This window comes from Helicobacter pylori (assembly GCF_017594925.1).
Lineage (GTDB): Bacteria > Campylobacterota > Campylobacteria > Campylobacterales > Helicobacteraceae > Helicobacter > Helicobacter pylori_DP.
Map to the genome: position 1 here is coordinate 109005 of NZ_JAALNT010000004.1, position 20247 is coordinate 129251.

The following is a 20247-nucleotide window of genomic DNA, read 5'->3' on the forward strand; positions in this document are numbered from 1 at the left end:
AATATCATGGTAAAAGAAAAAAGTTTAGAACTGCCTCTTGGCCACCCCTTAGTAGAGAAATTGTGCGATCGGTCTTTAAAGGATGGAGTCAAATTCAATGAAAAAAGTAAGCCGGATTTCAAAAAAGAAGTGTTAGAAGAAGATCGGATCAAATTCAAACAAGCGCTGCGGGTGCTTCATGCGATCGCCAATAATGGGACTTCTTCAAAGTATCTCTCTGAAGAAAATCAAAAATTCATAGAGGATTTAGTGCAAGATAAAAAGATCACTAATGAGAAAATAGAAAAAACCTTAGAGATCGTTTCTACTAGCGATGTGGATGTTGATTTTGAAAAATTTAAAGAATTGATGCTCAAGGTGGATTTTGTAGCGGTAGGCCTTAAGAGCTATAGCCAAAGTCAATTGCTTGATTTAAACGGAGGGCATTGGGATTTAGAGACGCCTAGTTTGTCTAAAGAAAGCGTAACCTTTAGATTTGATAATTTAGACTCTAGTGGCAAAGAAATGAACTTCTATGCGTGCTCAAGTTTGAAGGATTTAAACAAGGGCGTTGTCGCTATTGACTTTGGGACTAAAAGCACGACTGCAAGCTATATGGATAAGACGGGAGCATACCGCTTGCTATCTATTGGCGGGCTAGTAGATGACGCAAGCCTGACAAAGTTTGAAAACCCCACGATCGTGGAGTTCAAACGCATAAAAAAATTTATTACAGAATACAACGCGCTAGATCACCGCCCTTTCACAGAAAAGAACCATATAGAAGTGGCGCATGAAGTCCAAAAGAACGCTGCAGGCGTTAAAGGCAATGATTTGTATCGGTTTTTTTCTCAATTGAAGCAATGGGCTGGAGCGGATGAAAAACAGAATTTTAGGGATTGTGAAAAGGATTTTTCTTTAGAAAGCTTCACTAATTGCACGGATTTTAACCCTAATAGAAATCTATGCTTACTACATCGGCCGCTGCATCAACAACATGCACAATGGCGTGTTTTTGAAATACTTTTTATCCTACCCCATCAAGTATGAAAAGCATCAGGCTGAAAAAATCAGAGAGAGTTTTGAAAAAGGCTTGAAAAAATCCTTACCCCGGCATGTTTTTGGCGATGAAAAAACGGCTAAAACTTTCAAAGTGGAATTGAGAGCGAGCGAGCCTTGCGCGTATGCCATTAGCGCTTTAAAAAGCTATGGGTTTTTTAAATCAGAGAAGTTAGACAAGCCGGTTTATTACGGAGTGTTTGATTTTGGGGGCGGGACGACGGATTTTGACTTTGGCAAATGGGAAAAAAGCGCTAATCCTAAATTCGCTTACAAAATGACGCATTTTAGCAGTGGAGGGGATAAATATTTAGGCGGTGAAAATTTATTGGAATTGTTGGCTTGGGAAGTGTATGCAAAAAACTTTCAAACGCTAAAAGAAAAAGATATTGTCATTGCTAAGCCCAACTATGACAGGATCGATACGCAACGCTTTGGATCGTTTATGCAAAACTCTAGAGAGGCGCGCTTGAATTTGCAAACGATCGCTTCTAGCTTGCGCCCTTTTTTAGAAAATTTAGACGCCAATATTATAGAAGCGATAGAAGAAAATGAAAACTTTGAGATAGAAAATTTTGAAAAGGATTTTAAAACCATGCTGTTGGATAGGAATGGGGTAGAAACAGAATGCGATCTTAAAGTTGATTGCAAAGAGCTTTTAAACCTCTTAAAAGACAAGATCAATGAAGGCGTTGCCAACTTCTTTGCCGGATTTTCTAAAGTGATGGCTGAAAACATTGATGATCAGTGTAGGGCGTTTCATATTTTCTTAGGCGGGAATGCGAGCCGTTCGGTGTTAGTCAAACAAGCGTTTGAAAACGCCAAAGAAAAGCAGCTCAAAGATTACCATCAAAAGACTTCTAAAAATGATTTTAAATTCATCATTTATGAGCCGCTAGGCACAGAAGCCTCAGACAAACAGATTTTAGAGCTTACAGGAGAAGACGTTTCTAACACGCCCGCTTATTTGAAGCCCACTTGCAAAACCGGGGTGGCTTTCGGGCTTTTAGAGAGCAGGGACAAGGCTAAAGGGATTGAAAGGCCCTCTATAAGCTCCAATCCTGTGTTTAAATACGATTTAGGCATTGAGATAGAGGGGAAATTCCACGCTAAAATCCATAGGGATTCTTTAAAGCCTAATGAATACCAGATTTTCCAAACTAAAGAGGAATGGGGAGGCTTTGATGAGTTAGAGATACGCTACAGCGACAAGTCTCTCGCCAACACCAACACTCTAAACATTCAAGACACGCAAATGATTTTCATAGCGCTAGAAGAGGTTGAAGAAGTGGACGTGAAGGTGTGTTGCGTGGATTCCCAAAGCATTAAAGTGGGGCTGTTTAAAGACGACCAATTAATCTATGAAAGCGAGGCAGAAAAATTATGATGACTAAGAACGCTTACGCATTTGTCGTGATTGAAAAAAGTATTATGGTGTTTAAATGCGCCAAAGACAAGGGGCTAATCCCTATCATTGAAGGCTTTGCGCCGTTAAAAGAGGGCTTTTTGAGAAGTTTTAAAGAGCGTTGCAACGTGAAATTTTTAGAAAATTTAGACCTTTTGTTTTTGTATGATTACCCGTTTTCAAGCGAGGTTTTTTCCTTGTGTAAGGATTTGAAAAATTCCATTTGGGACAGGAAGCTTGTGGTAGCGTTAGTGGAGGCTTTGGAGGGTTTTAAGGGCTTGAATTTGTCCCTTAAGATAGAGGACAGGCATTCTAATAGCTTGGGTAATGGCGTTCAAAAATTGCTCACCAACGCTGATCTAGGGAGCAACCATAAAACAATCGTGATAGACAGCATGAAAACATACCACCAAAGCCAGCAAGAAAAATACAAAAGAGAAAGAGGCGAAACGCTAGAGGTTCGCCCCACAACACCCCCTAGCTATGGGGGTGGGAGCATTAGAATCAGTGGCGATAAAAAGCCTGATTCTAATGAAGAAAATTTTTAAAAGAAAGGACAACCGATGAGCAGAGTGCAAATGGATACCGAAGAGGTCAGAGGGTTTGTGGAACATTTAGAACGCTTTAAAGAGTTACTGAATGATGAGGTGAATGGCTTGAGCGGCCATTTCCATAATTTGGATTCATGGCAAGACGCTAAAAGAGACAAATTTAGCGAGGTGTTAGACAACTTGAGAAGCACTTTCAACGAATTTGATGAAGCCGTGCAAGAGCAAATCGCATGGCTTAAAGAGAGGATTAGGGTTTTAGAGCAAGATTATTAAGGGGTGGTTTATGGCTGAATGGAAAACGGACACAGAAAAAGTCAAAAAGGTTGTTAGAAGATGCAGGGATTTTAAAGAATCCCTGCAAGAAAAAAGGTGTGGTGGTTTTATCAAAGACCTTGATAGTTATGCGCTAAAAATCCTAGTGGAGCGCAGAAAAATTGAAATGCAATTGGAAAAAGCCATAGGAGAATTAAAAAAAGCCAGAAAGAAGCGAAAGGGCCTTTGGGGATTTCTTGGAGAGCTTGGGAGAGATTTTGGTAATGCGGTAGGGTCGGTTTTCCCTCCTGCTAAATTATGCGCTGAAGCTTGTGAAAAGGGCTTAAACCTTATGGAAGACAATATAGAAAAATGGGAACACAATGTAAGGTTATTAGAACGAATGCTTGAAATCTACTCCACTCAAGCCAAAGCGAGCATGGATCTTGTGAATCAAGCTTGGGAGGGCGTTAAAAAGAGGTTGCATTTTTATACCGATAAACACCAGGAATTTATCAGGCGTTTGAAACAAGCGAGCGATGCGATAGATAACGAATACAACTTTCCAACCCCAGGCGTTTTAATGGAATACGATTTTGAACGGCCTACTTTCTCTTATAACCCTAAAAAAAGCGTTTTTAATGAGCGATTGAAGGATTTGAGAGAAAATTTTAGCGCTTCTTTATACGCTGATTTGAAAGACAGGATCAACGCTTTTTCTAGTAAGGATCACGCTAAAGCCTCTAAAGAGCGAGAGTTGGAAAATTTAGAGGATTTGATGGGTGCATATTCTTATGATGAAAACCCTAACGATGAATTAGATCGCATGGCAAGCTCTAAAGAGCGAGAATTTGAAAAAAATTTAGAGGATTTGATGCCAAGCGTTTTAAGCGTGCCTTCTTATAACGAAAGCTTTTCGTTAGCCAAAAAGAATTGCGTTAAAAATTGTAAGAAAGCTTTAGAAGGTTTTACAGAAAAAATCAAAGAAGCCCCTAACGATTCAAACGCTATCAATGAAGCTTTTGATAATTTAGAAACAGAGTTGGAGCGCGCTACAGAAAATTTGAGCCAAAAAATAGCACCCATCTTAGAACGGAATGAAAATTATACGCAAAAAGCGTTGGAGTATAGAGAGTTTTTAGAAAGCCGTAAAGAGGGCTTTATTGCAGATGAAAAAACCCTTACCCGGAAGAAGTCAGCTTTAATGAGTGGCGTTTAGCGGAATTTGATAGCGTTTTTAACGCCATTGTGCCTTTAGAAGATTTAAATAAAACCGCATGCGCTCATCATGCCCTAAAGGCTTTACAAGCCGCGCTTAAAGACAACGATTTGGGCTTTGATGCGGCAGAACTGGAGCAAATCGCAAAAGGATTCATCCCTAGGGGCTATTTGTGGCATTTTGACGCGAATGTTTTAGGGAATGTGGCGTTGGTGAGAGAAGAGTTATTATTAGGCGTGAAACACACGAAAGGATATTCACTATGGACAGAATTTCTACAGAAACAGAATTGAATTGGGAATTTGTAGAGCCGCTCAATGAAAATGCGTTGAACAGGTTAGAAGAGCGGTTGAAAATAGGCTTTAGCGATGCGTTTAAGGACTTTATCAAACGATCAAATTATGGTTTTAGCCAATTGCGTTATTTCATGGTGGGCAATGAATCCTACACGTTCAAACATGTTTTGAATTTCAATTTAGAGAGCTTGTTTATTGATTTCATGCAGAGCTTAAAAGAATGGTTAGAGCCTGAAGAAATCGTCTTCGCTAATGACGGGTATGGGGGGTATTATCTTTGGAATACCACCACTGACGTGGTGCTGTTTTTAGACACCGATAATGGCTCAAAAAAAGCGCTATTAAATCTTAATATGTTTTTAAAAAAACTGGAATCAAGGGGTTAAAATGTTTTCTCATAAAGTTTTTTTGGAGGGTTGCACCAATGAGTTAAGAAGGATTTGCGACTATTTCGTAGAAGAGGCCATGCAAGATGATTTGGGGCAGAGACTTAAAGATGAGGCGCTAGAGGAGATGCTAAAAATCGCGCATGACTTAGAAAATTTAGAGCAGAAAACTCAATACGAAATGAGAAAAATCGACGAGCAACTTGAAGAAGCCAAGCGTTTGGAGAAGCAAATTCATATGAATTTCCATCCATCAAGCGAGATCGATAGGCTTATGCGTGAAGCCAAAGAGCATGAAAGAGAAGCCAAGAGGCGCTATGATGAATATCTTAAGGATAAAAATGACTGATGCGGGTAATTTATTAAAAGAACTGGACGACGCCTTAGATAAGGTTGTTGCTAAAAAAGAGCCAGAGAGTTTTCTCAAGCCGATCGTCTCACAAATAGAGGACTATCAAAAGAGTATCAGGCAAATTCAAGCGCAATTTACAGACGCGCCAAAGTTCAATGAAACGACCACTTACCCTAAATTTTTAAGCTGTGGTTTGTTGGAAATTAAAGGCAAAAATGGCGCTAACATGGAATTTTTATTGCCTAAAGTTTATCCTTTCCCCCCTAAAAGCTTGTATATAGAGCATGAAAAAGACGGGCAGTTTTTAAGAGAAATGCTCATGCGCTTACTCTCTAGCGCGCCTTTAGTGCAATTAGAGATCGTCTTGATTGATGCGTTGAGTTTGGGGGGCATTTTCAATCTGGCCAGAAGGCTTTTAGATAAAAACAATGACTTTATTTACCAGCAAAGGATTTTAACCGAAAGCAAGGAAATAGAAGAAGCCCTAAAGCATTTGTATGAATATTTAAAGGTTAATTTGCAAGAAAAATTGGCCGGTTTTAGAGATTTTGCGCATTATAATGAAGAAAAAGAAGACCGCTTGCCTTTAAAAGCGCTTTTTTTAAGCGGGGTAGATGCTTTGAGTAAAGACGTGCTTTATTATTTGGAAAAAATCGTGCGTTTTGGATCTAAGAATGGGGTTTTGAGCTTTGTCAATTTGGAGAGCGAAAAAAACAATCAATCCGCAGAAGATTTGAAACGCTATGCGGAGTTTTTTAAAGACAGGACAAGCTTTGAACGCTTAAAATACCTTAATGTGGAAGTGATCAACGATCATGGTATCCAATCCCAGCACATGAAAGACTTCGCTGATAAAATCAAAGCGTATTACAAGCAAAAAAAAGAAGTTAAAAGGGAATTGAAAGAATTACAAAAAGACGAAAAATTTTGGACTAAAAGCTCTCAGCATGAGGTGGTTGTACCGGTGGGGTGGGATATTAACCATAAGGAAGTGTGTTTTGAAATCGGTGAAGCGCAAAACCACACGCTCATTTGCGACCACAGCGGGAGCGGGAAATCCAATTTCTTGCATGTGTTGATTCAAAATCTAGCTTTCTACTACGATCCCGATGAAGTCCAACTCTTTTTGTTAGACTATAAAGAGGGGGTGGAATTTAACGCATACACAGATCCGATTTTAGAGCATGCGAGGTTGGTGAGCGTGGCGAGTTCGGTGGGTTTTGGCATGAGTTTTTTAAGCTGGCTTTGCGATGAAATAAAAAAAAGAGCCGAGCTGTTCAAGCAATTTAAGGTGAAAGATTTGAGCGATTACCGCAAGCATGAAAAAATGCCCAGACTGATTGTAGTGATTGATGAATTTCAGGTGCTTTTTAGCGATAAATCCACTCAAGTGAAAGGGAGTGTGGAACGATCTTTAAACACTCTGCTTAAAAAGGGCCGCAGCTATGGGGTGCATTTAGTTTTGGCCACTCAAACCATGCGCGGCACTGACATTAATCCAAGCTTTAAGGCTCAAATCGCTAACCGCATCGCTTTGCCTATGGATGCAGAAGACAGCAGTAGTGTTTTGGGCGATGATGCGGCTTGTGAGCTTGTCAGGCCAGAAGGCATTTTCAACAACAACGGAGGGAATAGAAAATACCACACCAAGATGAGTATCCCTAAAGCCCCTGATGATTTCAAATCTTTTCTCACAAAAATACACGCTGAATTTAACCAAAGAAACCTAGCACCCATAGATCGTAAAATCTATAATGGCGAGACACCTTTAAAAATGCCCAACACCCTTAAGGCTAATGAAATGCGTTTGCATCTGGGCAAAAAAGTGGATTATGAGCAAAAGGACTTGATAGTGGAGTTTGAAAGTAACGAATCGCATTTATTAGTGGTGAGCCAAGATTTAAACGCTCGCATCGCTTTAATGAAGCTTTTATTCCAAAACGTTAAGAGCGCGAACAAAGAATTGGTTTTTTGCAATAAAGAAAAACGCCTGATAAGGTTTTTTGATGTGCAAAAAGAATACGGCATCACGCCTGTAGAAAATATTTTAAGCGTTTTAGACACCGCTATGAATCCTAATAGCGCGCTTGTGATAGACAATCTCAACGAAGCGAAAGAATTGCACGACAAAGTAGGGGCGGAAAAGTTAAAATCGTTTTTAGAAAAAGCCATAGACAACGAGCAGTATTGCGTCATTTTTGCGCATGACTACAGACAAATTAAAACTAATTACCATTTTGACAAGTTAAGAGAATTGTTAAGCAACCACTTCAAGCAATGCCTAGCCTTTAGGTGCAATGGGGAAAACTTGAACGCCCTCCAAAGCGGTTTACCCTCACCAAGCGAACACAACGCGCTCTTCATAGAGCTTTCCAAAGACAGCCGCACTGAGTTTAGGCCCTTCAGCTTACAAGATTAAAAAAAGGGGGGGGGTTAAAAAAAGAGAGTTAAAAAAAGTGGGGGGGTTAAAAAGACTAAAGGGATTTAATCTTTTTGAAGCGCTTTTAAACCTTTGGCGTAATCGTTTGGGTGATAAAGCGAGCGATTTTTTCTCTTAAATGCAACAAGGGTTCTGAACCTTTCGCTAAAGCTTTTAGGCATAAATGAGAACTAGCAATCTCGCTCACGGCTCCATCCACTCCTTCGCTCTCTTCAATCAATCCTCGCGCGCCAGACAGCTCTATGGGGCAATTGACAAGCACCAAATTCAAATAATGCGTGTAGCCATCAAACATGCACATGTTATTCATGTCGGTGGTTTTGGGATCTAAAATCGTATTATCATAATAGATGGGCTTCTCATCTTGTAAAATAGCGATTTTGGTGTGCAAGCGGTTGAATTTAAACAACTCATTACGAGCCACTCGCCCGGCGACAATGATTTCACTATAAAGCAATTGAGAGCTAGAGCGTAAAGAAATCGTGGTATTGCCCTTAAAATGCGCGTTTTCAAAGGGGATTAACGGGAAAGGTGCGAAGTCTAAAAAAGCGTTTTCCCCCACAACGATATGCATGTCTCTGCTGGCAAACCCATCTTCAGTGTTATGGATTTTTTCAAAGGATTGCGAAGTGATCCTTAACTTGCAATTTTGACCGATGTGTAATTGCATGTCTTGCGCATCGCCTTTCATTAAGCCAGGGCTTACCGCTAAAAGCATGATTTCAGCTAAATCGTCTTTAGGGTAAAAAGGTGCCATGAGCTTAAAGGGGGGCGTGAAAAAATTGTCTTCAATCACGCACTGCCCGTCAGCCCCTATTTTGGTTTTTAACCTGAGCTTGGATTCTTGAGCGTAAGTGTTCATTAATCTTCCAATAAAGCGTTGCACTTGATCCATGCGATCACATCGTCTAGGCCTTCTTTAGCGCGGATATTCGTAAAAATAAAGGGTTTTTCGCCGCGCATTTTTTTAGAATCCCTTTCCATGACTTTCAAGTCCGCTCCCACATAGGGGGCTAAGTCAATCTTATTGATGACAAGCAAGTCTGAGCGCGTGATTCCTGGGCCGCCTTTTCTAGGGATTTTATCGCCCTCAGCCACATCAATCACAAAAATCGTAAAATCCGCTAGCTCTGGGTTGAAAGTCGCTGAAAGGTTATCGCCTCCGCTTTCAATCAAAAGCAGTTCCAAATTAGGGAAACGGCCATGCATTTCTTCTACCGCTTCTAAATTCATAGAAGCGTCTTCTCTAATGGCGGTGTGCGGACAGCCTCCTGTTTCTACGCCAATGATCCTTTCTCGTGGCATTACTGAATTTTTACACATAAACTCTGCGTCTTCTTTAGTGTAAATATCATTAGTGATAACCGCCATGTCGTAATCTTTTGACATGTGGCGCGTTAAAGCTTCAATCAAGGCGGTTTTACCGCTTCCTACAGGACCACAAACTCCAATTTTTACCATAAAATTCCTTTCAATTTGAGATTAAAATTCAAGACATATAAAGGCGCGAGTATAAACTCTCATGCTGCATCGCCTTAATGTCGTTTTGAACGCTTGCCGCGCACAGGTGGCTTTCGTCTAGTTCTAGGGTTTTTTCTATGAGCTGGTTAAAAGGGCTTTGCAAGCTCAATAAGATTTTTTGCCCGTCGTTTTGGGATAATGGGACGCTTTTAACGCAGTTGATCACCATGTTAGAAGTCTGCGCATAAAGATAATGCCTTAAAGCCTTTTTCAATTCAATCCCCAAACTCGCCGCAAAAACGCCATAGCTAGTGGCATGGGTGGGATCTTTGGTTTGTTGAGCGTAAGCGTTAAAAAATGCACCCATGTCTAATTCATTCATGGCTTGTAAGGTTTTAATGAAACGATTGCCTAGCTTTTGATTGGCTAATCGTAATTCCATGGGGCTTGTGGATAGCCTAATCATTTCTTCAACCCCTAAAATTTTTTTTAAATCTTGTTGGAGGGCGCTTTCATAGGTGAGTTTCAAGCTCAGCATTTCCGTGTAAAGGAACTGGCTAGAAAGATTGGCCTTTAGATATTCTAAAGCGCTTTCTTTATGGGTAACCTTTTTTTGCTGGATGTAAGTTTCTAACCCAAAAGAATGCGTGTAAGAGCCAATAGGGAACACCGCATCATTGACTTGCAAGATCAGAAATTCATTATCCACATGAGCATTGTCGTCTGTCTTTGGGGTTTTTGGGAGCGTACCCACGCTTTTTTTAGTGCTTTTCACGCTTTTTCCTTTATCCATCTGTATTTTTCTATTTTACGACCACTTTAAAATCGCTCGCCAGTGAAACCTTAAAATTAGGCTCACTATGGGGCATGCTCACGGTTAAGCGTTCTTTGGAATCCAGTTTTGAACTTAAAACACGATTTTGAACCCCTAGCTTTTCTAGTAACGCTAGCGTGGGCTTTTCAAATGGTGTTTTAAATTCAAATTGAGACTCGCCATAGTATAAAGCCGCATGGCGGTTTCCTATTTCATAGCATATTTTCGCTACTTCTGCCACGCTCTTAGCTTGGATGTGAATGACTTCAGAATCCAAGATATTAACGGCGATAATTTCCTTCTCTTCTTTAAATAAAATATCCCCTTGAGAGAGACCCAACTTGGGAGCGTCTTTAAGGCGTATGGCTATATCTTTGCCTTGCCTGGTTTTAAAGCGAGCGATTTTTTTCCTCGTTTCAAACCATTCCAAATCCACATAATCCACGCTGAAATCCAAGGGGTTTAAATCCCTTAGATTGCCCATTAAACGCTCTATGATCATCTCACACCCAGTGTTGGATAAAGAGTAACCAAGCAGGGATCCAAGCGGTTAAGATACCCTCAATGATAGCAAGCCATGGAGTGAATTTCCCTAAAGGGATTTTCAAGATGTTTTCAATGAAAGCGGTAAGCCACAAAACACCCCAAGCCAACCATATGATCGCCCACCAATCGCCTTCAGTGATGCCTAACACTTTGTGGTCATCAAGCATATCGCTATAGTGGGATAAAATCGCAGCAGGAACAGTGTTGATCGCTACGAATAAGCTATACCAAGAATACGGCCTCCAATCCAAACCAAAAGTGTGGTTGATAGCCGCATACAAGTAGGTAAAACCAAACAATAACCCAGTCGCTGGCCCATAGAAACTAGTCAAATGGTGCGATACTTGAGCAATATCTTCGGCACCTTCTACAGGGGCTGTAGGGTTGAGAGCGGAATAAGTGATGACAACCACATTACAAATAATGGAAAGTCCGCCCACAAAAAAGTTCATCACCGCAGTGCTTTTAGGATCGACTTTGGTTAACCCGCAAATCCCATTGCTGATTAAAACAATCCCAACATATAACAATACAAGTCCTAGCATTGCCTTTTCCTTCCAAACAAAAATTTTTACAACAAACGCACCTTACGAATAACTTTTGTTGCTTGAGCTAATCATAAAGAAAAATAGTAAATTGACAAAAAATAAAAACAAAAAAAAGCCCCCAATTTTTTGATAAACAAAAAATCAGAGAGCTAAAAACTAAGGATTTAAGGAGCGTTGCTCCTAAAAAATCCTAGAAAATGCTAAAGAGTTGCGCCAAGCTCACTTTATTGGCTGGTTTAGAAGTTACTTCTTTGCCATCCACGAACACATGGTAAGTTTCAGGATTGACTTCAATGTGAGCGGTAGTGTCGTTGAATTGCATGTCTTTTTTAGTGATGTTTCTGCAATTTTTTACCGGCAACACTTGTCTTTCAAGCCCTAATTCTTCTTTAATGCCTTTGTCATAAGCCGCTTGAGACACAAAAGTGATGTTTGCATCGTATTTAGCTTTACCATGGTGAGCGAACATTTCTCTGTAATAAACCGGTTGTGGGGTAGGGATAGAAGCGTTCGCATCGCCCATTTGGCTTAACGCAATGAACCCGCCTTTGATGATCATGTTGGGTTTCACGCCAAAGAATGCGGGACTCCACAATACCAAGTCAGCCACTTTGCCCACTTCTACAGAACCGACATACTCGCTAATCCCATGAGCGATCGCTGGGTTAATGGTGTATTTAGACAAGTAGCGTTTGATCCTGAAGTTGTCGTTATCGCCTTTTTCTTCTTTCAAGCGGCCAAATTCTTTTTTGTTTTTGTCAGCTGTTTGCCAAGTTCTAGTGATAACTTCACCCACACGACCCATCGCTTGAGAGTCAGAACTAGTGATTGAGAAAATCCCCATGTCATGCAAAGTATCTTCAGCCGCAATGGTTTGAGGGCGGATCCTTGAATCAGCGAACTGAACATCTTCTTTAATGCTTTTATCCAAGTGGTGGCACACCATAAGCATGTCCATGTGTTCGGCTTCTGTATTCACAGTGAAAGGGATAGTGGGGTTAGTGGAAGCGGGCAGGATGTTGTGTTCACCGGCCACTTTAATAATATCAGGAGCGTGTCCGCCGCCAGCGCCTTCAGTGTGGAAAGTGTGCATAGTGCGCCCAGCAATAGCTGCCATAGTGTCTTCTACACAACCAGCTTCATTCAAAGTGTCTGTGTGGATAGCGACTTGCACATCGTATTTGTCCGCAACATCTAACGCATGATTGATTGCAGAAGGAGTGGTGCCCCAGTCTTCGTGGATTTTAAAGCCAATCGCACCGGCTTCAATTTGATCGGCTAAGCTTGCATCGTTAGAAGCGTTACCTTTAGCCAAGAAACCTAAGTTCATAGAATATTCTTCAGCCGCTCTGAGCATCCATTTTAAATTTCTTCTACCTGGAGTGATAGTAGTCGCATTAGTGCCATCAGCAGGACCGGTTCCGCCACCAATCATGGTTGTTACCCCACTTGCAAAAGCTGTAGGGATTTGTTGGGGTGAAATGAAGTGGATGTGTGTGTCAATACCACCAGCAGTTACGATTAAGCCTTCACCGGCTAAGGCTTCAGTAGCAGGACCCACGCTAAGATTGTTTTTAACGCCATCTTGCATGTCTTTGTTACCGCCTTTGCCAATGCCAGCGATTTTGCCGTCTTTAATACCAATATCCGCTTTATAAATACCGGTGTAATCCACGATTAAAGCGTTAGTGATGATTAGATCCAGTTCTTCTTTGCTAGGGTTGTTAGATTGGCTCATGCCCTCTCTTAGGGTTTTACCACCACCGAATTTAAGCTCTTCGCCATAAATGGTGTAGTCATGTTCTACTTCAGCGATCAAGTCTGTATCGCCCAATCTCACTTTATCGCCTGTAGTAGGACCATACATAGAAACATATTCTTTTCTGCTAATCTTTTTCATTTCTTACTCCTTAATTGTTTTTACATAGTTGTCATCGCTTTTAGCACCATGAAAACCACGCTCTTTAGCTCTGTGTAAAGCAATTTTTTTGCTTTCGTTGTCTGCTTGCCTATCAACCAATGCGTTAAATCCAAAGATTCTTCTGTTACCGCCAATGTCAATCAATTCTACGGATTTTTCTTCGCCAGGCTCAAACCTTACCGCTGTCCCGCTCGCAATGTCTAAGCGTTTACCGAAAGTTTTTTCTCTGTCAAAGTCTAAGCATCTATTCACTTCAAAGAAATGGAAGTGTGAGCCGATTTGAACCGGTCTGTCGCCCACGTTTTTAACTTTCACGCTAACGGCTTTTTTGCCTTCGTTGATAGTGATGTCTTCATTTTTTAAGAACAACTCACCAGGAACTAATTTACCATTGGCCTCAATAGGGGTATGCACGGTTACGAGTTTGGTCCCATCAGGAAACATCGCTTCAATACCCACTTCATGAATCATGCTTGCCACACCATCCATCACATCATCCGGTTTTAAAAGAGTGCGTCCTTCTTGCATCAATTCAGCCGCAGTCTTTTTACCAGCTCTCGCTTCTTCCATAATATGGGCACTAATCAAAGCTACTGCTTCCACATAGTTAAGCTTAATGCCTTTTTCTTTGCGTTTCCTAGCTAATTCTCCAGCGTAGTGGAGCATCAACTTATCTAACTCTTTTGGGGTGAGTTTCATCTCATTCTCCTATTCTTAAAGTGTTTTTCCTTGAAGACATAACGCAATCAAGGTTGGAGTAATTGTAGCAATGTTTTGATTTACTAAGATTAACAGAAGCGTTCATTAACTAATTATTATTTAAAATGAATTAGTGTTATATTTTTGAAGTGCTATAAAAGCGTTATTGGGAGTGCATTTAATACCCCTTTAGAATTTATAAAGATCAAAAACTCGCAAAAAAATGAGAATTAAAATTGGAGTGATAATGGTGGCCACGACTGGACTTGAACCAGCGGCCACTACCATGTCAAGGTAGTGCTCTACCAACTGAGCTACGCGACCTTTTATTTTAAAAAGGGCAATTATGCCTTAATTTTGTTTTGTTTTTGCTTAAAAAAGAATTGTCTTAACAATAAAACGCCCACGCCCACATCTATCATCACATCAGCGAAATTAAAAATGGCAAAATCAAAGCCATAATGATAATACACATAATCCACCACGCCCCCATGCACAAACCGGTCTAAAACATTAGAAACCCCAGCGCCAAACACCATGCCAAACTCTATCGCATGGTTTTTAAAAAGCTCCTTTTGGCGCATTAAAAAGATAAAAAGCCCCAAAATCAAAAGGATTTGCAAGTATTTCAAACTCCCCTCTAAAAAACTGAGCAAGGAAAACGCCACGCCTTTATTGAACACCAAAACAATATCTATAATCAGGCTTTCATAACGAAACCCCTCTAAAATAGCGTATTTAATCGCTTGATCCACGCCAAAAATAAGAAAAAAAACCCCTATAAAAACCAACAGGCTTTGTTGGGTGGTGTTTAGCACAAATGCCCTTCAAAAAACTCTTTTAATTCTTGCATTTTCAATTCGAGCAATTTTTCATCTTTAGCTTCTAAAAGGATTCGTAATTTGTTTTCAGTGCCGCTATAACGGATCAAATGGCGGATCTCTAGCTGGTCTAATTCTTTTAAAAGAGCGCTATAACCTTTCAGGCTTTCTAAAGGAGGCTTTTTTTGGATATTCAAATTCACTAGGTTTTGGGGGTATAATTCAAAGGGGTTTAACGCAACAGAGCTTACAAGCTTACTTTCTAACACTAACGCGCTCACTTGCAAAGCGCACACCAAGCCATCGCCGGTTTTAGCGTAATCGCTAAAAATGATATGCCCGCTTTGCTCGCCTCCAAAATTGGATCTATTCAATCGCATGCATTCGCTCACAAACTTATCCCCAATCGCGCAATGCTTCAATTCTAAATCTTGGGATTTTAAGTATTCTTTAAGGGCTAAATTGCTCATGTTTGTAGCGACAATCGCTTGAGAAGAAAGGGCGTTTTTAGATTTTTGATAAACCCCTAACACCCCTAAAAGCTTATCCCCATGCACGATATTCCCTAAATTATCCACCACCACTAGCCTATCCGCATCGCCATCAAAAGCAAAGCCTAAATCCGCGCGGTATTTTTTCACTTCCTGGCTCAATTGGTTAGGGTGTAAAGCCCCGCATTGCTCATTAATATTACACCCATTAGGCTCATCATTAATCACTAACACATCAGCCCCAAGCTCGCTAAAAACGACCGGAGCCACCTTATAAGCCGCACCATTAGCGGTATCTAGCACGATCCTTAAATTTTGTAGATTCAAATGTTTAGGGAAAGAGTGTTTTAAATGCGCGATATAACGCCCTATGACATCGTCTATCCTTTTAGCGCTACCGACGCTTTCGCCCACTTTATAACTGGAATGCAGTAATTCTTCATCATGAAAGATTTCTTCAATCGCTTTTTCTTCTTCTTCTTTAAGCTTATAACCATAAGAATTGAAAAACTTAATGCCATTATCTTCAAAAGGGTTGTGGCTCGCGCTTATCATAATACCCGCATCACAGCGCATGTCTTCGGTTAAAAACGCAATCGCAGGGGTAGGCATAGGCCCTATTTGAATCACGTTATAGCCTATGGAAGTGAAAGCGCTCACTAAAGCGTTTTCTACCATATAGCCGCTTTTTCTGGTGTCTTTACCGATTAAAATTTTATTCGTTTTAGAATGTTTTTTAAAATACAACCCGGCAGCAATGCCCAAACGCATCACAAACATGGGGGTGAGTTTCACCCCTGCTTTACCTCTCACGCCATCAGTCCCAAAAATTTTCATCGTTATAAAATACCTTTTAAACTATTTTTAATCAATTTTTAGATAGAATTATGCCAAATTTTACATTACAAGGGGATTAAAACAAGGCTATGGCAAATCATAAGTCCGCAGAAAAGCGAATCAGACAGACCATTAAAAGAACCGAACGCAACAGGTTCTACAAAACGAAAATTAAAAATATCATTAAAGCCGTGCGTGAAGCGGTCGCCATCAATGATGTAACAAAAGCTCAAGAGCGTTTGAAAATCGCTAATAAAGAGTTGCATAAATTTGTCAGCAAAGGGATTTTAAAGAAAAACACCGCTTCTAGGAAAGTCTCAAGGCTTAACGCTTCAGTGAAAAAAATCGCTCTCGCTTAGTTTTAGGGCGTTTTTAACTTCTTTAAGCTCGGTAATGGGTTTTTGTTATTGGGCTTCTTTTTAAGTTCTGTGTTTTTTAGATTGTTGAATCTTTTATTCACATCTTTTTAATAGGTAGTCTTGCATGTCTATTCTAGCTGAAAAGCTTTCTTCCATTCTCAAACGATACGACGAACTCACGGCGTTGCTTTCTAGCGCTGAAGTGATTAGCGATATTAAAAAACTCACCGAATTGAGCAAAGAGCAAAGCTCCATTGAAGAAATCTCCATAGCGAGTAAAGAGTATTTGAGCGTTTTAGAGGGTATCAAAGAAAATAAAGAGCTTTTAGAAGACAAAGAATTGAGCGAACTGGCCAAAGAAGAATTAAAAGTTTTAGAAATCCAAAAAAGTGAGCTAGAAACTGCCATTAAACAACTCCTTATCCCCAAAGATCCTAACGATGATAAAAACATTTATTTAGAATTAAGGGCCGGCACAGGGGGCGATGAAGCGGGCATTTTTGTAGGGGATTTGTTTAAAGCGTATTGCCGTTATGCGGATTTGAAAAAATGGAAAGTAGAGGTAGTGAGCTCTAGCGAAAACAGCGTAGGGGGCTATAAAGAAATCATCGCTTTGATTAAGGGCAAGGGCGTGTATTCAAGGCTCAAATTTGAAGCAGGCACGCATCGAGTCCAAAGAGTCCCTGAGACAGAATCTCAAGGGCGCATCCACACTTCCGCTATCACGGTAGCGATCATGCCTGAAGTGGATGATGTGGAAGTTACCCTCAACCCTAGCGATTTAAAGATTGAAGTGTTTCGCGCTGGCGGGCATGGGGGGCAATGCGTCAATACCACAGACTCTGCGGTGCGCATCACGCACCTCCCCACTAATATCAGCGTGAGCATGCAAGATGAAAAATCCCAGCATAAAAACAAGGATAAAGCCCTAAAAATCTTAAAAGCGCGCCTTTATGAAAAACAAATTGAAGAGCAACAACTCGCTAACGCCAAAGACCGAAAGGAGCAAGTGGGTAGTGGGGACAGGAGCGAAAGGATCCGCACCTATAATTACCCGCAAAACCGCTTGAGCGAGCATAGAATCAATTTAACTCTGTATAGTTTAGAAGAAATCATGCTTTCAGGGAATTTAGATGAAGTGATTAACCCTTTAATCGCTCATGCTCAAAGCCAGTTTGAATAAAACCCCTACTAAAACGATAAAACAAAGGGGATAAAACGCTCAAGCATTTTTTAAGGTAACCACCCACTACTACTAAAAACCCTAACATGCTTCCAATTTTACATGCTCTAAATTTTCGCCCCACAAAAACAGCGTAAGAGTTCCCATAAAAGCTAGTTATAAATATAATTTTAAATTCTATATATATATTAATGCACTTTTAAAATAAAAATGTTATTCAATCCATTTTGTAACAAAAAATTCACTTTTTTATGATATAACTCCAAAGCTTACATTATAAGAGCGAATTGTATTCTGTAAAAGCGAATGTATTAGGGACAACTCTCAAATTTTGATGATCCCCTATATTTTTGCGCCATAGCATGAATGCAATAAAAAAAGAAATCCTTAGGATTTCTCACATTAAGGAGTTTTAAATGAAAAAGGTTTTTTTAGGTATGGCATTAGCCTTTAGTGTGTCTATGGCAGAAAAAAGCGGTGCGTTTTTAGGAGGGGGGTTTCAATATTCTAATTTAGAAAACCAAAACACCACCCGCACTTCAGGTGCTAACAATAACACCCCGATAAACACTTCAATGTTTGGCAACAATCAAGCGGCTCCAGCCCAAGAAACGCAAAGCGCTTCTAAACCGGACACTAAAGTCAATCCAAGCGCAAGCTGGATGAAAAAATAAGAAAGAAGTTATGAAAAAGTCATTCAAAAAATTAGGCTTTGTCTCTTTAGCGGCTAGTAGCGTGCTTTTAGTGAGCATGAACGCTACCGATTTAGAAACCTACGCGGCATTGCAAAAATCATCGCATGTTTTTGGTAATTATGCTGAAAAGGATAAGGATAGTAAATTAACAAGCGATTCGCCAACGCAACAACAAGCCCAAACTCAAGCCCAAAACACCGCTTCAAGCGACAGCAAAGAAGCGACAACGCTTGAAAACACCGCTTCTACTGACAACACAACCGCCACAACTGATGAAGCTTATACAACAAGCACTGACACTACTGTAGCTGATGCGGCTAAACAAGTAGAAACCGATAACACAGCCGTTCAAAACGATGAAAAAACTTTAAAAACAGATGTAGCTAAAGTTCAAGCTGATGCTAGCACTAAAGATTTTGATGAAACCACTTTTAAAGCCGATCAACAAGCAGAGCAAACCGCTGAAACAGATTTACAAAAGGCTGAAAAAACTTTTGACACTGATCAAAGCACTTTAAACACAGATTTACAAGATCAGACGAAAACACCAACCCCACCAGCTAAAAAAGATGAAACAAGTGGCACACCAAGCGCTAGTGGGAGTTCCGTGGCAAGCCAGCTAACCAAAGATACCACTATGGTTAATAATCTTAAGAGCGTGAGCGTGAGTGGCATGAACACCACTTTAAGTGGGGTAGAAACCATGTCTCAACAAACCGCAACGATCAGTGCTCTTTTAAGCGGTAATCCTAATTTAGGCAGTGTGATTCCTAACGCTCAAGGGCTAAACAGCGCGTTTAGCGCATTAGAAAGCGCTCAAAACACTTTAAAAGGCTATTTAAATTCTTCTAGCACGACGATTGGGCAATTGACAAACGGCTCTAATGCGGTTGTGGGCGCGTTAGATAAAGCTATCAATCAAGTGGATATGGCTTTGGCCGATCTTAGTGCAGCTGATACGCAAAAAACGCAAGCCGTTACGCTTGCGACTACCGGTAGTAGCACAACTAACAGCACAACGACAGATGCCATCAATTTCTTAAACGCGCTAAAAACCAATCTAATGGCTCAAAAAGATGCCTTTATGAGCGTGCATAAAAACATTCAAACCGCTGTCGCTCAAGCCCAAGCAACCTACACGCCAAGCGTGATTAACACCAATAATTACGGGCAAATGTATGGGGTAGATGCGATGGTAGGGTATAAGTGGTTCTTTGGCAAAACCAAACGCTTTGGCTTTAGATCTTATGGATACTACAGCTATAACCATGCGAATTTAAGCTTTGTGGGGAGCCAGCTTGGAATCATGGAAGGTGCGTCTCAAGTGAATGACTTCACTTATGGCGTGGGCTTTGATGCGCTCTATAACTTCTATGAAAGTAAAGAGGGCTATAACACAGCAGGGTTGTTCGTGGGCTTTGGGTTAGGAGGGGATTCGTTTATCGTTCAAGGAGAGAGCTACTTAAAATCTCAAATGCACATTTGCAACAACACCGCCGGCTGTTCAGCGAGCATGAACACAAGCTATTTCCAAATGCCTGTGGAATTTGGTTTCAGGAGCAATTTCTCTAAACACAGCGGGATTGAAGTGGGCTTTAAATTGCCTTTATTTACCAACCAATTCTATAAAGAAAGGGGCGTAGATGGATCGGTAGATGTGTTCTATAAAAGGAATTTCTCTATCTATTTTAACTACATGATCAACTTCTAAGCCTTTCTCTTCTTTATCAATAGAGGGTTTTCTCTCTGTTGGTTTCTTTTTTCTTTTTTTTTGCGATGTTTGTTTTGTTGGGGGTTAGGTTTTTGTTTAAGAAAGTTTTTTAAAAACTAAAGAAGCGTTTAAAACAGAACCTTTTGTTTTGGGATTTGATTTTTTACTTTGGCTTGTTTTCAAAAATCATTTTGATTTCTAAAAATAGTCTATAATGCTCGC

18 protein-coding genes, 1 tRNA gene and 2 pseudogenes are annotated in these 20247 nt (G+C 40.4%); 11 read left to right on the plus strand and 10 right to left on the minus strand.

All coding sequences use genetic code 11. The annotated features are described in order from the left end of the window. The first annotated feature begins 6 nt into the window (after positions 1-6). From G6069_RS02895 to G6069_RS02925, 7 genes and pseudogenes are all read left to right on the plus strand, one after another. A pseudogene (locus G6069_RS02895) lies at positions 7-2425 on the plus strand (hypothetical protein). Beyond that, on the plus strand, positions 2422-2991 hold the full coding sequence (locus G6069_RS02900; RefSeq protein ID WP_197293316.1) for a hypothetical protein: 570 nt from the start codon (positions 2422-2424) through the stop codon (positions 2989-2991). Before G6069_RS02895 ends, G6069_RS02900 begins: the two are co-directional and overlap by 4 nt. Before the next feature lie 15 nt (positions 2992-3006). Beyond that, the gene (locus tag G6069_RS02905; protein WP_078257279.1) at positions 3007-3267 is read left to right on the plus strand and encodes a type VII secretion protein; all 261 of its coding nucleotides are present in this window, start codon (positions 3007-3009) and stop codon (positions 3265-3267) included. A 10-nt stretch (positions 3268-3277) separates the two neighbouring features. Next, positions 3278-4758, plus strand: a pseudogene (locus tag G6069_RS02910) (HNH endonuclease). Continuing rightward, positions 4728-5147 carry an SMI1/KNR4 family protein gene (locus G6069_RS02915; protein ID WP_197293317.1) on the plus strand — a complete coding sequence of 140 codons (420 nt, stop codon included), beginning with the start codon at positions 4728-4730 and terminating at the stop codon, positions 5145-5147. The pseudogene G6069_RS02910 and the gene G6069_RS02915 overlap by 31 nt, the downstream one beginning before the upstream one ends. A 1-nt stretch (position 5148) precedes the next feature. Continuing rightward, the gene (locus G6069_RS02920; protein ID WP_197293318.1) at positions 5149-5496 is read left to right on the plus strand and encodes a hypothetical protein; all 348 of its coding nucleotides are present in this window, start codon (positions 5149-5151) and stop codon (positions 5494-5496) included. Next, complete coding sequence (locus G6069_RS02925; protein ID WP_197293334.1) at positions 5489-7918, plus strand: FtsK/SpoIIIE domain-containing protein; 2430 nt, start codon at positions 5489-5491, stop codon at positions 7916-7918. The genes G6069_RS02920 and G6069_RS02925 overlap by 8 nt, the downstream gene beginning before the upstream one ends. Positions 7919-8003: 85 nt before the next feature. Here the strand turns inward: G6069_RS02925 and G6069_RS02930 are convergent, their stop codons facing one another. From G6069_RS02930 to glmM, 10 genes are all read right to left on the minus strand, one after another. Next, complete coding sequence (locus G6069_RS02930; protein ID WP_197293319.1) at positions 8004-8801, minus strand: urease accessory protein UreD; 798 nt, start codon at positions 8799-8801, stop codon at positions 8004-8006. Then, complete coding sequence (ureG, locus tag G6069_RS02935; protein ID WP_000238760.1) at positions 8801-9400, minus strand: urease accessory protein UreG; 600 nt, start codon at positions 9398-9400, stop codon at positions 8801-8803. Before ureG ends, G6069_RS02930 begins: the two co-directional genes overlap by 1 nt. A 28-nt stretch (positions 9401-9428) precedes the next feature. Beyond that, on the minus strand, positions 9429-10193 hold the full coding sequence (locus tag G6069_RS02940) for an urease accessory protein UreF (RefSeq protein ID WP_197293320.1): 765 nt from the start codon (positions 10191-10193) through the stop codon (positions 9429-9431). Between the two features lie 10 nt (positions 10194-10203). Beyond that, positions 10204-10716, minus strand: a complete 513-nt coding sequence (gene ureE / locus G6069_RS02945) for an urease accessory protein UreE (RefSeq protein WP_000583070.1) — start codon at positions 10714-10716, stop codon at positions 10204-10206. A 1-nt stretch (position 10717) separates the two neighbouring features. Beyond that, positions 10718-11305, minus strand: a complete 588-nt coding sequence (ureI, locus tag G6069_RS02950; protein ID WP_000901259.1) for an acid-activated urea channel protein UreI — start codon at positions 11303-11305, stop codon at positions 10718-10720. Between the two features lie 193 nt (positions 11306-11498). After that, complete coding sequence (gene ureB / locus G6069_RS02955; protein ID WP_000724295.1) at positions 11499-13208, minus strand: urease subunit beta; 1710 nt, start codon at positions 13206-13208, stop codon at positions 11499-11501. Positions 13209-13211: 3 nt separating this feature from the next. Continuing rightward, entirely contained in the window at positions 13212-13928 is a 717-nt protein-coding gene (gene ureA, locus G6069_RS02960; protein ID WP_000779233.1) for an urease subunit alpha, read from the minus strand. Positions 13929-14176: 248 nt separating this feature from the next. Further along, positions 14177-14252, minus strand: a tRNA-Val gene (locus G6069_RS02965). 20 nt (positions 14253-14272) lie between these two features. After that, entirely contained in the window at positions 14273-14746 is a 474-nt protein-coding gene (gene lspA / locus G6069_RS02970) for a signal peptidase II (RefSeq protein WP_197293321.1), read from the minus strand. Continuing rightward, positions 14740-16077 (minus strand): phosphoglucosamine mutase, encoded by a 1338-nt coding sequence (gene glmM, locus G6069_RS02975; RefSeq protein WP_197293322.1) that lies wholly within the window; start codon positions 16075-16077, stop codon positions 14740-14742. Before glmM ends, lspA begins: the two co-directional genes overlap by 7 nt. Before the next feature lie 89 nt (positions 16078-16166). Here glmM and rpsT point away from each other — a divergent pair, with 89 nt between their 5' ends. The 4 genes from rpsT to G6069_RS02995 all read left to right on the plus strand — a co-directional run bounded on the left by rpsT (position 16167) and on the right by G6069_RS02995 (position 20025). Beyond that, positions 16167-16436, plus strand: a complete 270-nt coding sequence (rpsT, locus tag G6069_RS02980) for a 30S ribosomal protein S20 (protein ID WP_001273612.1) — start codon at positions 16167-16169, stop codon at positions 16434-16436. Positions 16437-16560: 124 nt separating this feature from the next. Beyond that, entirely contained in the window at positions 16561-17619 is a 1059-nt protein-coding gene (gene prfA / locus G6069_RS02985; RefSeq protein ID WP_197293323.1) for a peptide chain release factor 1, read from the plus strand. A gap of 416 nt (positions 17620-18035) precedes the next feature. Continuing rightward, positions 18036-18293: a hypothetical protein gene (locus G6069_RS02990; RefSeq protein ID WP_197293324.1), complete on the plus strand. Its 258-nt coding sequence runs from the start codon at positions 18036-18038 to the stop codon at positions 18291-18293. Positions 18294-18303: 10 nt separating this feature from the next. Beyond that, entirely contained in the window at positions 18304-20025 is a 1722-nt protein-coding gene (locus G6069_RS02995) for an outer membrane beta-barrel protein (RefSeq protein WP_197293325.1), read from the plus strand. The last annotated feature ends 222 nt before the right edge of the window (positions 20026-20247 follow it).

Bases quoted from the DNA above. Each gene is read 5' to 3' on its own strand.
- G6069_RS02900 (WP_197293316.1), top strand. From the start codon at position 2,422: ATGATGACTAAGAACGCTTACGCATTTGTCGTGATTGAAAAAAGTATT.
- G6069_RS02905 (WP_078257279.1), top strand. From the start codon at position 3,007: ATGAGCAGAGTGCAAATGGATACCGAAGAGGTCAGAGGGTTTGTGGAA.
- G6069_RS02915 (WP_197293317.1), top strand. From the start codon at position 4,728: ATGGACAGAATTTCTACAGAAACAGAATTGAATTGGGAATTTGTAGAG.
- G6069_RS02920 (WP_197293318.1), top strand. From the start codon at position 5,149: ATGTTTTCTCATAAAGTTTTTTTGGAGGGTTGCACCAATGAGTTAAGA.
- G6069_RS02925 (WP_197293334.1), top strand. From the start codon at position 5,489: ATGACTGATGCGGGTAATTTATTAAAAGAACTGGACGACGCCTTAGAT.
- G6069_RS02930 (WP_197293319.1), bottom strand. From the start codon at position 8,801: ATGAACACTTACGCTCAAGAATCCAAGCTCAGGTTAAAAACCAAAATA.
- ureG (WP_000238760.1), bottom strand. From the start codon at position 9,400: ATGGTAAAAATTGGAGTTTGTGGTCCTGTAGGAAGCGGTAAAACCGCC.
- G6069_RS02940 (WP_197293320.1), bottom strand. From the start codon at position 10,193: ATGGATAAAGGAAAAAGCGTGAAAAGCACTAAAAAAAGCGTGGGTACG.
- ureE (WP_000583070.1), bottom strand. From the start codon at position 10,716: ATGATCATAGAGCGTTTAATGGGCAATCTAAGGGATTTAAACCCCTTG.
- ureI (WP_000901259.1), bottom strand. From the start codon at position 11,305: ATGCTAGGACTTGTATTGTTATATGTTGGGATTGTTTTAATCAGCAAT.
- ureB (WP_000724295.1), bottom strand. From the start codon at position 13,208: ATGAAAAAGATTAGCAGAAAAGAATATGTTTCTATGTATGGTCCTACT.
- ureA (WP_000779233.1), bottom strand. From the start codon at position 13,928: ATGAAACTCACCCCAAAAGAGTTAGATAAGTTGATGCTCCACTACGCT.
- glmM (WP_197293322.1), bottom strand. From the start codon at position 16,077: ATGAAAATTTTTGGGACTGATGGCGTGAGAGGTAAAGCAGGGGTGAAA.
- rpsT (WP_001273612.1), top strand. From the start codon at position 16,167: ATGGCAAATCATAAGTCCGCAGAAAAGCGAATCAGACAGACCATTAAA.
- prfA (WP_197293323.1), top strand. From the start codon at position 16,561: ATGTCTATTCTAGCTGAAAAGCTTTCTTCCATTCTCAAACGATACGAC.
- G6069_RS02990 (WP_197293324.1), top strand. From the start codon at position 18,036: ATGAAAAAGGTTTTTTTAGGTATGGCATTAGCCTTTAGTGTGTCTATG.
- G6069_RS02995 (WP_197293325.1), top strand. From the start codon at position 18,304: ATGAAAAAGTCATTCAAAAAATTAGGCTTTGTCTCTTTAGCGGCTAGT.